Here is a 13,327-nt window from a genome sequence, read left to right on the forward strand (position 1 = left end):
CGCAATCTCCTACAATATTCCACATTCAGTCTACTTAATAACACTTTTGATTAAGGCAATAAATTGATCAGCGGCATCAGGAACCCCCATCTTCATCGCTGCATTAGCCATAATTTGGCGTTTATTCTCATCAGTCATTAATTGATCAATAGTTGCAAATAGTGTCGTTCCAGACAATGAATCTTCCGTAATCATCTCCGCTGCACCTGCACTAGCCAAGCTACGCGCATTTTTAGTTTGATGATCATTAGTAACATACGGACTAGGAATTAAAATCATTGGCTTTCCCAAAGCAGTCTGTTCAGCTAAACTTGTTGCTCCCGCGCGACCGACAACTAAGGATACTCTAGGCATTAGTTGTGGCATATTGCTGATATATGGTACGACAGCAATATTTTTAGCAACGTTAATCTTACGGTCAATCATTTGTTGTTTGACATCCTCATAACGCTTAGCTCCTGTTACAAAAATAACTTGGTAAGGCTTCTCAGCAAAATCATTTAACGTAGCGACCATTGAATCATTAATCTTAATGGCCCCTTGTGACCCACCGAACACTAATACTGTTGGTACATTAGCACTTAGGCCAAGTTCATCCCAATTAAAGCTACCTTGACCATCCACAACTTCTTGTGCCCTAGGATTACCAACAACAGTTGCTAAGTTATCTTTAAAAGCAGGCAAAGCCGCTGGAAAAGCAACACCCACCTTTGTAACTTTACGAGCCAAAAACTTATTCGTTACACCAACAACTGAATTTTGCTCATGTATAACTGTTGGAATTCCCATCTGTTGCGCTGCATATAACACAGGACCTGAGACATAACCACCAGTTCCAACAACAACATCAGGTTTAAAAACTTCTAAATACTTCTTAGCCTCACGAGTTGCTTTTAAAAATAAGTAAATAGTCTTGAAGTTATCAAGTGATAGTGAACGGTGAAAGCCTTGCACACGCAAAGACTTAAAATCAAAACCAGCTTCCGGAACAATGTTTCCTTCAAGGCCACGCTCACTACCGATATACAACACTTTAGTATCGGGTTCTAACGCCTTCAAACGCTTAACCGTTGCCAAGGCAGGATAAATATGACCGCCAGTTCCACCACCAGATACAATAATACGCATGTTGAATCCTCCTAGTCTTTTTCTTGTGAATGTGCCACTTTTTTAACGGCATCAACAAACAAATTACCACGTGTTTCAAAATTAGGGAATTGATCCCAAGATGCTGCTGCAGGTGACAACAAAATTACGTCATCAGGTTCACTCTGCAAAAATGCAGGTTTCACAGCATGAGGGGCATCTTCAGCATAGGTAACGGGAATATTCAACTGCTTACCAACTTGTGCTAGTTTATCCGCCGTCTCACCAAAAACAATTAAAGATTTTACATGTTTTTTCAAAGCTGGTAATAAACGCATTTGATCATCACCACGATCTAATCCACCAGCTAATAATACAACCGGCTCATTAAACCCAGATAAAGCCATTTCAGTCGCTTCAATATCCGTTGCTTTGGAATCATTATACACTTTTCGGCCATCAAAATTACCAATATATTGTAGTCGGTGTTCAACCCCCGAAAAAGCGCTTAGTGTTTGGGCGATATCAGCCGTAGGTACTGACATCAACTTACCAACAGCAATTGCTGCCAAAGCATTATCAATATTATGTTCACCAGGAACACCCAACTGGGCTGCACTCATAATACGTTCTTGTTGGTAATACAAGTTACCTTCTTTAAGATATGCACCTTCTTGGCTATTCCCTTCACGTGAGAATGGTACCACTTGTGCTTCTGTCTGTTTTGCTAATTGACGCCACTCTTCTGTATCATAATTAACAACAAAATAGTCTGAAGGCATTTGATGTTTTGTAATATTCATTTTAGCAGCAATATAATTTTCTCTACTACCATGAAAATCCAAATGTGATGAAAAAATATTCGTCAAAACAGCTATATGCGGCTTAGGTTGTGACATCCCCATCAACTGAAATGATGACAATTCTGTAACCATAACATCATCTTGTGTCATCTTAGGTGCTACTTCACTAACGGGTACACCAATGTTACCAGCAACTAGCACATGACTGTTTTCATTAGACTTTTTCCGTAATACAGCAGCAATCATTTCAGTAGTTGTTGTTTTACCATTAGAACCAGTCACAGCTACCCAATTATCTGAAATATATTTTTGAGCTAATGCAACTTCAACAACAATTGGAATTTGTTGTTCCTTTGCCGCAACCAAGACCGGAATGGTATAAGGAATACCAGGGTTTTTAACAACTAAATCAATGCCTACTAAAAGTTCATCAGATTGTTCGGTTGTAAATTCAACACCTTGTTGTTTTAATGCAACAACTTTAGCATCACTATCATCTAACTTAGGATCTGAAACAGTTACGTGCGCCCCTTCTTTTAGTAACAAAGTTGCAGCTGCTGCACCAGAACGAGCAAATCCAATAATTAATACATTTTTATTCATTATTTAGAACCCCTTTTTAGATATGTATATGGGGAAAATCCCCATGTTATTTTATTATGTGTTTAATAGAACCAAATAAGAAGGTAAATAGCGGCCATCACTAACCCAATTCCCCAAAAGAAGAAATTAACTTGCCATTCATTCCAAGGCTTATCTGTATTACCGGTTAGTCCACCTTTTTCAAAGCTATGATGAATTGGTGTCATCAAAAATACACGCTTCTTAAAGAAATGAAAACTTGTAACCTGAATAATGACACTTAATGTTTCCATCATGAAAACAAACCCAATAATCAATAACGACCACTCATGATGCAATACCAATGAATTCATAGCTAAGCCAGCACCTAACGCTAACGAACCAGTATCGCCCATAAAAATGGTTGCTGGGTAATGATTGAAAAATAGGAATCCTAGTAAGGCCCCAATCATCAAGGCATCTAACAGAACCATTGTTGTATCACCCTGAACGACTGCAATTACTAAGTATGCAACATAGGCAATAATTGCTGTTCCTGAGGCAAGACCATCTAATCCATCGGTTAGATTAGTTGCGTTTGACCAACCAACTAACCAAAAAATCGTAAATAGCGTGTAGGCAACTACATTGTGCCATTCTCCCAACCCAAATGGTAGTGTTAAGAAAAAGTCAAACTTACCAACTGCCAATACAATTACACCTAAGATTGCAGCAGAAATTTCAGAAAATAGTTTAGGTAAGAAACGTAGCCCTTCATCACGGTGATTAAAAACTTTAATACTATCATCAAAAGCACCAACGATTGCAAACACAATAATTGCAATCAAAGTTGCCCAACCTGTTGGTGCAGCATTTTTAGTAACTAACGATAATAAAACAAAACCGATTACCACTACTGGGATAAAGGCAGCCCCACCCATTGTTGGGGTTCCTGCTTTCGCAGCATGATCAGGTTCATGATCCCCTGTTCGCATCACCATTTGCGCAACTTTGATTTTCTTAAACCAATCGCGTAACCGTGGTACTACCAGCACCGTAACAATCAGACTAAAAGCTAGTCCTAGTAAAAAAGTCGACATTCGACTACTCCTCTCACTCACATGTATTTCTTTATTTATTCATTTGGCTTTTTAAATTCAACTGTAATATCGTGATATCCGTCAGACAACGACGTTCCTTTATTTAACGACTGAGTTGTAACAAAACCGTTACCTTTAATAACTGCCTTAACATGCGCCATTTGTGCCCAAGCTAATACATCGCTCTTTGCCCAACCATGCATATCTGGTACTTGAATATTTTTACCCGTATTCAAAAAGATACGTTGGTTAACTATTGATTCATCACCAGCCGTTAACGACTGTTCCTTCACTGTATCACCATCACCCATAATAACAGGGTTTAGACGATTAGCTTTAATTTCCTTACGTGCATCACTTACTGAACCACCCACAACAGTCGGTACTTTAACTTGTTGATTTTTACTTACAACAACTTTATTATCACTGTCTGACATTTCTAAAGCTTGTTCCATATTCGTCTTAAATACTTCCGACATATCTGTTGAGATATTTTCAGTATTCTTTTGCGGCTGTTTTGTAACAATATACATTAGATAACGTGGATTATTAGAAGGCGCCATTCCCATCCATGAATGAATTTCATTACTATTCTCACCGGGTGCCGAATAACCAAGTGCAGTTGCAATTTGGGCAGTACCCGACTTTCCTGTTGTTCTAACATTCGGAATAGCATAATCTTTTCCTAGACCATGTTGTGAATAAATAACATCTTCCAATTGTTTACGTGTCGCCTTAGCCGTCGCCTTACTAATTGGCTTACTGATAACATCAGCCTTTGATTGTGAAATAACTTTCTTTGTATTTGGATCAACAATTTTTTCAATAATTTGTGGTTTCAATTCCTTACCATTATTTGCAATGGCTGAATAAGCTTGCATCATCTGCAAAGGTGTTACTGAAATTCCCTGTCCAAATGCCGTATTAGCTTGTTCAATGGGATACTGAAATTGCATATTTCCAACTGCTTCATCCTGGAATCCTGAATTAGTTGACTTTAAAAACTGGAATTTATTTATATATTTTTGCCACGTTTTGGCTCCCATTTTTTGTTCAGTCAAGGCCATTGCGACGTTGGAAGATTCAGCAATTCCGCGGGCATAAGTGATATTTCCCCATCCTTGACCATTATTCCAATCAGTAACCTTTTTATTACCAATTTTAAGAGTTCCTGATTTATAAAGGGCATCTGGATTCCAATTATCGGTATCAATCGCAGCGGCTAACGTAATTCCTTTAAGAACAGAACCAGGTTCAAAAGCCGTACCATATAATTGATTTGTCCACAAATCACCCAGCCCTTCACCTGTTGATGCATTAAAACTTGGTCGTTGCGTTGTCGCAACAATCTTACCCGTTTTAGTATCCATTACAACAGCAATAGCCGCCTTTGGCTTCATATCATCTGATAACTTCTGCATACTTTTTTCAAGTGTTGACTGTAATTTCATATTAATGGTCGTATAAATATCATATCCATTTTTAACAGCCAAATTTTTCTTTGACACACTATGGTCAGTTGTATCGGTTGAAGTTGTTTTAACACCATTACGACCTGTCAATTTTTTATTCCAAGATTGTTCAATACCTGATACACCAGAAATTGTCTGTGCACCATCACTATGCTCTTTTTTAGTAATACCAATCAAGTCTGACGCAAACGTCCCATTTGGATACATTCTTGATTCGCTACTTGTAAAAGTTAATCCTGCAATATTCAAAGCCTTTAACTGCTTATACTTGTCAACACTCAAGTTAGATCCGGCTGTTCCAAATTGAACCTGTTGTAACTTACTTTTTCTACCATTTTTTATGGATGTTTCATAAAAGCTTGCCTTACCACCAAGTACTTCAGCTAATTTCTTGCTAACTTTAGCCTCCTGACTTTTCTTAACATACATTGGCTTTCCTTTTGCTGACTTTTGGTTTTTATCTAATACAGCCGCCAATGTATAAGTGGTCGACGATTCTGCCAATGGATTCCCCACCGAATCAAAAATTTCGCCTCGTTTTGCAGGAATATCATTTTGACTTTGATAGATTAATTGAGCTGCTTGGCCTAACTTATGGCCCTTCACCTCTTTTGTGATTGAGATACTAGAAAAACGGATTCCTAACACAACCAACACACCTATCATCAATATAAGCAAAAGTTTACCTGTATTGCGACTATTTTTATCCGCTTGGTTACGTTTTGGCATCCGTTGTTTTTTTACCATGCTACTTTACGTTCCTTATATTCTTATTCTTAAGTGTTAGCCCACTTTTATCTGCAATATCATTTAATCGTTTAGGACTTGATAAATCACTAACTTGTTGTTTCAATGTGTTGTTTTTATTACGTACTTGTTCTAATTGTGCTGAAGTTGCTGCTAATTGTGTATTCGCTGTTGTACTTTTATTAGCCATAAAAATCACAATAAATAACGCTGCAATAATTGTAATTGTTACGGCACCCACCATTGCCAAATCCATAGCATTCCACTTTGGTTTAGTTAACTTTATTTTCCTAACTCTACTACGGTTATTGGTTTTGATTTTTGGTTGATTAATTGGTTTACTAACCACATTATTATTGTAGTCATTACGGTATTTTGGCAGTCCATCCATAATAAGCCTTCCTCTATCACTTTTTACTTGATTCTTTCAATAACACGTAACTTCGCAGAATGTGCTCGGCGATTCATCGCTAACTCTTCTTCAGAGGGAACAATCGGCTTCCGTACGACTAATTTAAAATCAGGTTGCATTTCTTCTGGAATAATTGGTAAACCAGACGGTAAATCTGGAATAGTAACTTTTTCTTTAAACATCGTTTTAACTAAACGATCCTCTAAGGAGTGAAAAGTAATCACTGCAATCCGACCATTAACGTTTAACATTTCAAGTGCTTGTGCTAGTGAGTCTTCCACTGCTCCTAATTCATCATTAACAGCAATTCGAATTGCTTGAAAAGTTCTTTTTGCAGGGTGTCCACCCTTTCGACGTGCTGCAGCGGGAATAGATGCTTTAATAATATCTACCAATTCAAACGTTGTTTCAATTGGTTTAATTTCACGTTCATGCTCTATTTTACGAGCAATCTGCTTAGCAAACTTTTCTTCACCATAACGTGAAAAGATACGTAATAGCTCATGAAATGACCATTCATTAACCACTGTTCGAGCCGTTAATTCTTGTGACTGGTCCATACGCATATCAAGTGGAGCGTCATAATTATATGAAAAGCCACGTTGCCCATCATCAAATTGTGGAGATGAAACGCCCAAATCATAAACAATACCATCAAAGGATGATACGCCATTTTCAATTAATGCATCATGAAGGTTACGGAAATTAGTCTGAATGAAATCAACTTTACCTTCCGCTAACTCCGTTGAAAGATGATCGCGATTAAAGGTAATTGCTGTTTCATCTTGATCAAAAGACCACAACTTACCCGTTGTTAATTTACTTGCTAATAATTGTGAGTGACCGCCACCACCCAGTGTTGCATCTACATACACACCATCTGGTTTTACGTTCAACGCATCAATTGCTTCTTTTAATAACACTGTCACGTGTTTAAACTCTGTCATTGGCTTTTCTTATTCCCTTCAAACCTTTTTAAACTAGTGTTAAAACCCCAGTTCTTCCAATCCATCTGCAATATCATCAAAATTTTCTGCAGTGTTATCTTCATATTCTTGCCACTTTTCAGTACTCCACAATTCGAAGATATCATCACCCATTCCAAAGACCGTTACACTTTTTTCAATTTTGGCATAACTACGCAGTGTTGGTGAAAGATTGATACGTCCTTGTTTATCAAATTCAACTTCAACAGCACCCCCAAAAACGAAACGCTTAAATTGTCGTGCCTTAGCATTTGTTTCAGGTAATGCATTAATTTTTTTTGAAAAGTTCTGCCATCCTTCAAGGGTATAGGCACGTAATGAGTGATCCATCCAACGTGTAATCACAAAAGATTCACCTAATTGATTACGAAATTTAGCCGGAATAATTAGCCGATTTTTAGTATCTAACACATGTTGGAAAGTTCCCATGAACATCAGCCAATCCTCCTTTATAAAAATCTGTATTATTAATGAATTCAGTTCACCACTTTATTTAACAATTCAATACTCTTAATTTACCACAATATCCCACTTTCAACCACCTTTCCCCACCATTATCCACCACTATTTTCAATAGATTCACCTACATAAATATTGATATGTCGGGACGTAATCGTTTTTTTAACATAATTCTTACAATTATAGGTATTTTTCAAAACAAAAGCGTAAAAAAAGCGTAATCAGAAAATCCGATTACGCTTATAGAAAATATAAATTAAACTTCGCGAAAGCCACCATCAACTGGTATTTGTTTTTCAACATCTAATTCTTCTTCTTGACCACTTGTAAAAGCAAAAATTTCAATAACTAAATAAAGAACTGCCAAGTAATAACCATAAAAAGCTGAATTAATTTGTAACCAAACTGATATCAAATAAACAATCGGCCATACTAATAATAGTGCCCAATTTGATCCAGTTTTACGTAAGAAAATTCCTGCCAATACACTAAACAGCATATTAACGATGAATAAAGAAAAAATTATTTTAAAATTCACCGTCAATGCCGTTTTATTAACAATATAGGGCAACATTATGCCCAAGATTGGCATCAAAATCCAAAATCGCCAATCAAAAGTTTTATTAAATTTTTTCATTTAAAGACCTCGATATTCATTATTTATTTAATTCCATAACGTAACTTAAGGCACTTAACGCATACATTGGTGCTGTTTCTGCTCGTAAAATTCGCGGCCCCAACCCAGTAGGTACAAATCCATCCGAAACTAAACTATCAATTTCTTCTGGGGCTAGTCCACCTTCAGGACCAAACAAGAAACAAACTGCATCATTAGGTTGTAATTCTTGTAATTGTTGCACTAAACGACTAGCTTCACCTTTTTTCGCACTCTCTTCCCATGCCACTATTTTAGTCATGTCTTTGGGTAGTGACAAATCCGACAATTTAGGCACGTATGTAACATCCGGTACTTTTAAACGATGTGATTGCTCTGCTGCTGCAGCTGCTATCTTATTTAAACGTAATATTTTTTTAGACGCTTTTTGTCCCCAATGCGCCACCGACCAATTTGTTTCAACAATAATAATATGATGCGCACCAAGTTCTGTTGCTTTTTGTACAACAAATTCTGATTTATCACCCTTAGCTAACCCAATTATAATTGTTGTATCTACTGGTAATTCAACCGCCAAGGTTTGCCGAGATAAAATTGTCATAACTACCTGTTCATCATGTAATTCCGTTATTTCAGCAGTCACTACATCTTGACTATTTGGTAAGACAAACTCAGCTTTTGCACCTTCACGACTACGCAAAACCGTTATAAAGTGATGTGCTACTGTCTCAGGTAATTCAAACTGTTCACCAAGTGGCGTTTCGTCTAAAAAATATCTTTGCATTAGTCATCCTCGCTATCAAATTTAGCAATAATACCATACCAATCGCCTAATTTCATTGATTGCTCAACAATCATACCATTTGCTTCTAAATCAGCAATCATTTTATCACGCTTATCGTAGTAAATACCAGATAACAACAAATGTCCCTTAGGTTGTAAAATATTACCAACTTCTGGAATTAATAAATCTAGCACTTCCGCCAACATATTAGCAATTACGATGTCATATTTTTTATTAGGAACATCTTTTAACAAGTCACTAACAATAAGCTGCATATCTGCAGCTTTCGGATTAAGATCGACGTTACCTTGTGCTGACGCTACAGCAACATCATCAATATCAGTTCCCAAGATATCGCCTGCACCTAACAAACGTGCTGCAATTCCTAATACACCAGAACCTGTTCCCACATCAATTACCGTTTCACCACCGCGTACAACTACTTCTAAAGCCTGAATCATTAACTTAGTAGTTGGATGTGTTCCAGTACCGAAAGCCATCCCCGGATCCAAGACGATTACTTGTTCATCATCTTGTTCTGGCTCATAAACCTCCCACTTTGGTACAACTGTAATATGTCTTGTAACACGTACTGGATGATAATATTTTTGCCATTCAGTTGCCCAATCGTCATCAGCAACTGCTTGAACTGTCACTGTCCCAGGATGAGCATCTAGACCAAAATTGCCTAATTCTTCTACTGACGTCTTTATTTTACTTGTTATTAATGCTAAATCTGCTTCGTTAGCAAAATAGCCACTTACCGCAGCTCCCTCTATACGATGAACAATCTCTTCCTCTTTAACCATCACCGTTGCATCAGCCGGCTGATAATGAGCTAATTCAGCAGAATCATCAATCTCAACACCTTCTGCGCCATTAGTCATTAAGATATTACTAATTGCTTCAATTGATTCTGTTTGTGTTTCCACAATAATTTTTTGCCAACTCATGATCTTTCTCCAATTATATTAATTTAGTTAAGAATACCACAAATTGATATCATCGCCCAATATTATTGGCAATAAAAAAACACCCATACCCTTAGATAATCAAACTTTAATCACTAGACGTTTACCGTCAATCATTACGTTATAAGTTACCTAAAACCATGAATGTTTTTATTTTAAAATTAATCGATTGTAACGATAGTCATCAAGTTAGTTGTACCTGAAGTTGTAACAGGAATTCCAGCAGTAACGATGATTGTATCACCCTTGCTTGCTAGTCCTGACTTAACAGCTTCTGACTTAGCCATATCGATCATATCATCAGTGTTGCCCATTGGTTCAGTGATCATTGGTTGTACACCCCAGTAGATGCTTAACATACGTTCAACATCTTCTGTAAATGTTAATGCCAAAATATCAGCATTTGGACGGTACTTAGAAATCATCTTTGCGGTATAACCAGAGTTAGTAGCAGCAACGATAGCCTTGATGTTCAAATTACCAGCAGCAGTTGCAACAGCAGCTGCAACTGATTCAGTTACATCAGTTGCATCGAAGTGATCGTCATGACGACCATTCATAACCAATGAAGTTTCTGCTTTTTCATCAATACGAGCCATAGTAGCAACCGCTTCAACAGGGTATGCACCATTAGCTGACTCTCCTGATAGCATTGTTGCATCAGTACCATCAAACACAGCGTTAGCAACGTCAGATGCTTCAGCACGTGTTGGGCGTGGATTCTCTTGCATTGAGTCAAGCATGTCAGTAGCAGTAATAACTGGCTTACCAGCAGCATTCATCTTACGAATCAAGTTCTTTTGTACCAAAGGCACATTTTCAGCTGGAATCTCAACACCCATATCACCACGAGCAATCATCAATCCATCAGAAACTTCTAGAATTTCATCAAAATTATCGATTCCTTCTTGTGATTCAATCTTTGGGAAAATCATAACTTCTTCGTGATCTGCTTCAGTTAGCAATTCACGAATTTCAAGAACGTCAGCAGCCTTACGTACGAATGAAGCGGCAATATATTGAATACCACTCTTCAAACCGAAGCGAATGTCATCGGCATCTTTTTCAGTAATACCTGGCAAGTTAATTGAAACACCTGGTGCGTTAACACCCTTACGTGATCCCAAAATACCATGATTTTGTACTTCAGTTACCAATTCTTTGTTGGCATCATCCTTTTCAGTGATGACCATATCCAACTTACCATCATCAAACAAAATGTGACCACCAACGTGAACATCATCGTACAATCCTGGGTAAGTTACGGCAATCTTCTCTTTAGTTCCTTCAATTGTATCGTCCATTGAAATACGAACAACATCACCAATGTTAAATTCAATCTTACCTGGCTCTTGTACAGTAGTACGGATTTCCGCACCCTTTGTATCCAACAAGAAACCAACCTTCTTGCCAGCAGCTTTTTCAGCCTCATGTACGGCATTCATTCGTCCTAAGTGTTCCTCATGATCACCATGTGAAAAGTTGAAACGGACAACATTTGCGCCAGATTCGATTATCTTAGTAATCGTCTCCACATCAGAGCTGGCTGGTCCAAGCGTTGAAACAATCTTGGTCTTCTTCATGATTAAAAATTTCTCCTTAGTAAAAGATATTGGTATTTCTACTATCTGCAATTATTGTACTATTTATCACTATCTTTGTATACTAGTTCAACTTATCATTTGTTGCATTGTTAGAACAGTTAGCTTTTTTAAAAAAATAAAATGCACTTGTTATCACAATTAAAGCGCTATCATAAAATAGAATTATTTTTGTACAGAATGGCATATAAAAAAGATTAGAACAAAATGTCCTAATCTTTTAATAACAATTCATTTATTTCAATGGTCGTGTATCAGAATCTAAATCAATTTCAGTTAACTTACGTAACTTTGTATGATGTTTAATCTTATAACCTAAGTACAAAACAACAAACAATGGAATTGCCATATAAGTTGTCACAATCCCTGGCCAATTCCAATCAAGAATGGCACCCTTGAATGAAGTCGTATCCTGACCAATAACAACAATAATTGACAATGCCAATGCAAGCAATGGTCCAACCGGGAACCACTTTGCCTTGTAACGTAACTTGTTAACATCACGATTTTGTGCCACAAATGCACGACGGAAACGGTAATGTGAAATAGCAATTCCAATCCATGCGATAAAGCCAGTTAATCCAGATGCAGCTACCAAGTAATAGTACAATCCTTGACCAAAAATCGATGTTACAAAAGTTAGCAACCCAACAACAACAGTTGCAATAACAGCAGGAACTGGAATTCCCGACTTAGGATTAACCTTCTTGAAAATCTTAGGGGCCATGCCATCAACAGCCATCGCATAAAGCATACGCGTTGAAGCATAAAGACCTGAGTTAGCAGATGAAACAACAGCAGTTAAGATAACTGCATTCATTACTGAAGCTGCGGCTGCTAATCCAGCAGACTTAAATACCAACGTAAATGGTGATACCGCAACATTTGTTTCACTAGAACGCAATAAGTTCGGATCCTTGTAATAAATAATTGCTCCAATAATGAAAATAGATAGAATATAGAATAACAAAATACGCCAGAAAATTTGCTTTACAGCTGCAGGCACTGACTTTTCTGGTGTTTCAGATTCACCAGCCGTAATACCAACCATTTCAGTTCCCTGGAATGAAAAACCAGCTACCATAAAGACAGCTAAGATACCACCAAATCCACCAATGAATCCATGGTGACCACCGGCAGACAAATTGTGCGCAACGTCTGGTTGATGGAAGAAAATTCCCAAAATAGTTAATAGACCAACTAACAAAAAGGCGATAACTGCAATAATTTTAATCATTGCCATCCAGAATTCAGTTTCGGCATATGCTCGTGCTGACAACAAGTTAATAGTTGTAATTAGAACTAATACCGCTGCAGACCAAATCCAACTTGGGACGTTTGGTAACCAAAATCCCATGACAACGCCAACCGTTGCAGCTTCAACGGCAACAGTAATTGCCCAGTTAAACCAATAATTCCACCCCATCGCAAAACCAAACGCTGGATCAACGAAACGGTCAGCATAAACCGAAAATGATCCGGAAACTGGCATATAAGTTGCCATTTCACCTAAACTGGTCATTAAAAAGTAGACCATAACACCAATCACAGCATATGCTGTTAATGCTCCGAATGGTCCAGCTTGTGAAATTGTTGCTCCTGAAGCAACAAACAAACCAGTTCCAATAGTTCCTCCCAAAGCAATCATTGAGAGGTGACGAGTTTTCATCGTTCTTTTCAGATGACCCGTCTCTTGTTGATTCTCAGTCATAATTCCTCCTAAAAAAGG

Annotated in this window: 12 protein-coding genes; all 12 read right to left on the bottom strand. The window is 37.5% G+C overall.

The features are described from left to right. Nucleotides 1-30: 30 nt before the first annotated feature. Entirely contained in the window at nucleotides 31-1,128 is a 1,098-nt protein-coding gene (murG, locus tag GA0061074_RS03500) for an undecaprenyldiphospho-muramoylpentapeptide beta-N-acetylglucosaminyltransferase (protein WP_092461926.1), read from the bottom strand. Between the two features lie 11 nt (nucleotides 1,129-1,139). Beyond that, a complete protein-coding gene (murD, locus tag GA0061074_RS03505) occupies nucleotides 1,140-2,492 on the bottom strand; it encodes a UDP-N-acetylmuramoyl-L-alanine--D-glutamate ligase (RefSeq protein WP_092461928.1) in 1,353 nt (450 codons plus the stop codon). Nucleotides 2,493-2,554: 62 nt separating this feature from the next. After that, nucleotides 2,555-3,550 (bottom strand): phospho-N-acetylmuramoyl-pentapeptide-transferase, encoded by a 996-nt coding sequence (mraY, locus tag GA0061074_RS03510; protein WP_092461930.1) that lies wholly within the window; start codon nucleotides 3,548-3,550, stop codon nucleotides 2,555-2,557. A gap of 35 nt (nucleotides 3,551-3,585) precedes the next feature. Next, on the bottom strand, nucleotides 3,586-5,769 hold the full coding sequence (locus GA0061074_RS03515) for a penicillin-binding protein (RefSeq protein WP_092461932.1): 2,184 nt from the start codon (nucleotides 5,767-5,769) through the stop codon (nucleotides 3,586-3,588). Nucleotide 5,770: 1 nt separating this feature from the next. Further along, the gene (ftsL, locus tag GA0061074_RS03520) at nucleotides 5,771-6,160 is read right to left on the bottom strand and encodes a cell division protein FtsL (protein WP_092461934.1); all 390 of its coding nucleotides are present in this window, start codon (nucleotides 6,158-6,160) and stop codon (nucleotides 5,771-5,773) included. A gap of 23 nt (nucleotides 6,161-6,183) precedes the next feature. Continuing rightward, the gene (gene rsmH / locus GA0061074_RS03525; RefSeq protein WP_092461936.1) at nucleotides 6,184-7,128 is read right to left on the bottom strand and encodes a 16S rRNA (cytosine(1402)-N(4))-methyltransferase RsmH; all 945 of its coding nucleotides are present in this window, start codon (nucleotides 7,126-7,128) and stop codon (nucleotides 6,184-6,186) included. A 39-nt stretch (nucleotides 7,129-7,167) separates the two neighbouring features. Next, nucleotides 7,168-7,602 carry a division/cell wall cluster transcriptional repressor MraZ gene (mraZ, locus tag GA0061074_RS03530; protein ID WP_092461938.1) on the bottom strand — a complete coding sequence of 145 codons (435 nt, stop codon included), beginning with the start codon at nucleotides 7,600-7,602 and terminating at the stop codon, nucleotides 7,168-7,170. Between the two features lie 280 nt (nucleotides 7,603-7,882). Further along, entirely contained in the window at nucleotides 7,883-8,263 is a 381-nt protein-coding gene (locus tag GA0061074_RS03535) for a hypothetical protein (protein ID WP_092461940.1), read from the bottom strand. A 19-nt stretch (nucleotides 8,264-8,282) separates the two neighbouring features. Beyond that, nucleotides 8,283-9,026, bottom strand: a complete 744-nt coding sequence (locus GA0061074_RS03540) for an RsmE family RNA methyltransferase (protein ID WP_092461942.1) — start codon at nucleotides 9,024-9,026, stop codon at nucleotides 8,283-8,285. After that, complete coding sequence (gene prmA / locus GA0061074_RS03545; protein ID WP_092461944.1) at nucleotides 9,026-9,979, bottom strand: 50S ribosomal protein L11 methyltransferase; 954 nt, start codon at nucleotides 9,977-9,979, stop codon at nucleotides 9,026-9,028. The genes GA0061074_RS03540 and prmA overlap by 1 nt, the downstream gene beginning before the upstream one ends. A gap of 179 nt (nucleotides 9,980-10,158) precedes the next feature. Beyond that, nucleotides 10,159-11,580 (bottom strand): pyruvate kinase, encoded by a 1,422-nt coding sequence (gene pyk / locus GA0061074_RS03550; RefSeq protein ID WP_092461946.1) that lies wholly within the window; start codon nucleotides 11,578-11,580, stop codon nucleotides 10,159-10,161. 253 nt (nucleotides 11,581-11,833) lie between these two features. Then, nucleotides 11,834-13,309 (bottom strand): amino acid permease, encoded by a 1,476-nt coding sequence (locus GA0061074_RS03555; protein ID WP_092461949.1) that lies wholly within the window; start codon nucleotides 13,307-13,309, stop codon nucleotides 11,834-11,836. Nucleotides 13,310-13,327: the final 18 nt, after the last annotated feature.

Origin of the sequence: Weissella bombi, assembly GCF_900094835.1 — a bacterium.
Taxonomy (GTDB): domain Bacteria; phylum Bacillota; class Bacilli; order Lactobacillales; family Lactobacillaceae; genus Weissella; species Weissella bombi.

Excerpts from the sequence above, each read along its gene's own strand:
- murG (WP_092461926.1), bottom strand. The coding sequence starts at position 1,128 with ATGCGTATTATTGTATCTGGTGGTGGAACTGGCGGTCATATTTATCCT.
- murD (WP_092461928.1), bottom strand. The coding sequence starts at position 2,492 with ATGAATAAAAATGTATTAATTATTGGATTTGCTCGTTCTGGTGCAGCA.
- mraY (WP_092461930.1), bottom strand. The coding sequence starts at position 3,550 with ATGTCGACTTTTTTACTAGGACTAGCTTTTAGTCTGATTGTTACGGTG.
- GA0061074_RS03515 (WP_092461932.1), bottom strand. The coding sequence starts at position 5,769 with ATGGTAAAAAAACAACGGATGCCAAAACGTAACCAAGCGGATAAAAAT.
- ftsL (WP_092461934.1), bottom strand. The coding sequence starts at position 6,160 with ATGGATGGACTGCCAAAATACCGTAATGACTACAATAATAATGTGGTT.
- rsmH (WP_092461936.1), bottom strand. The coding sequence starts at position 7,128 with ATGACAGAGTTTAAACACGTGACAGTGTTATTAAAAGAAGCAATTGAT.
- mraZ (WP_092461938.1), bottom strand. The coding sequence starts at position 7,602 with ATGTTCATGGGAACTTTCCAACATGTGTTAGATACTAAAAATCGGCTA.
- GA0061074_RS03535 (WP_092461940.1), bottom strand. The coding sequence starts at position 8,263 with ATGAAAAAATTTAATAAAACTTTTGATTGGCGATTTTGGATTTTGATG.
- GA0061074_RS03540 (WP_092461942.1), bottom strand. The coding sequence starts at position 9,026 with ATGCAAAGATATTTTTTAGACGAAACGCCACTTGGTGAACAGTTTGAA.
- prmA (WP_092461944.1), bottom strand. The coding sequence starts at position 9,979 with ATGAGTTGGCAAAAAATTATTGTGGAAACACAAACAGAATCAATTGAA.
- pyk (WP_092461946.1), bottom strand. The coding sequence starts at position 11,580 with ATGAAGAAGACCAAGATTGTTTCAACGCTTGGACCAGCCAGCTCTGAT.
- GA0061074_RS03555 (WP_092461949.1), bottom strand. The coding sequence starts at position 13,309 with ATGACTGAGAATCAACAAGAGACGGGTCATCTGAAAAGAACGATGAAA.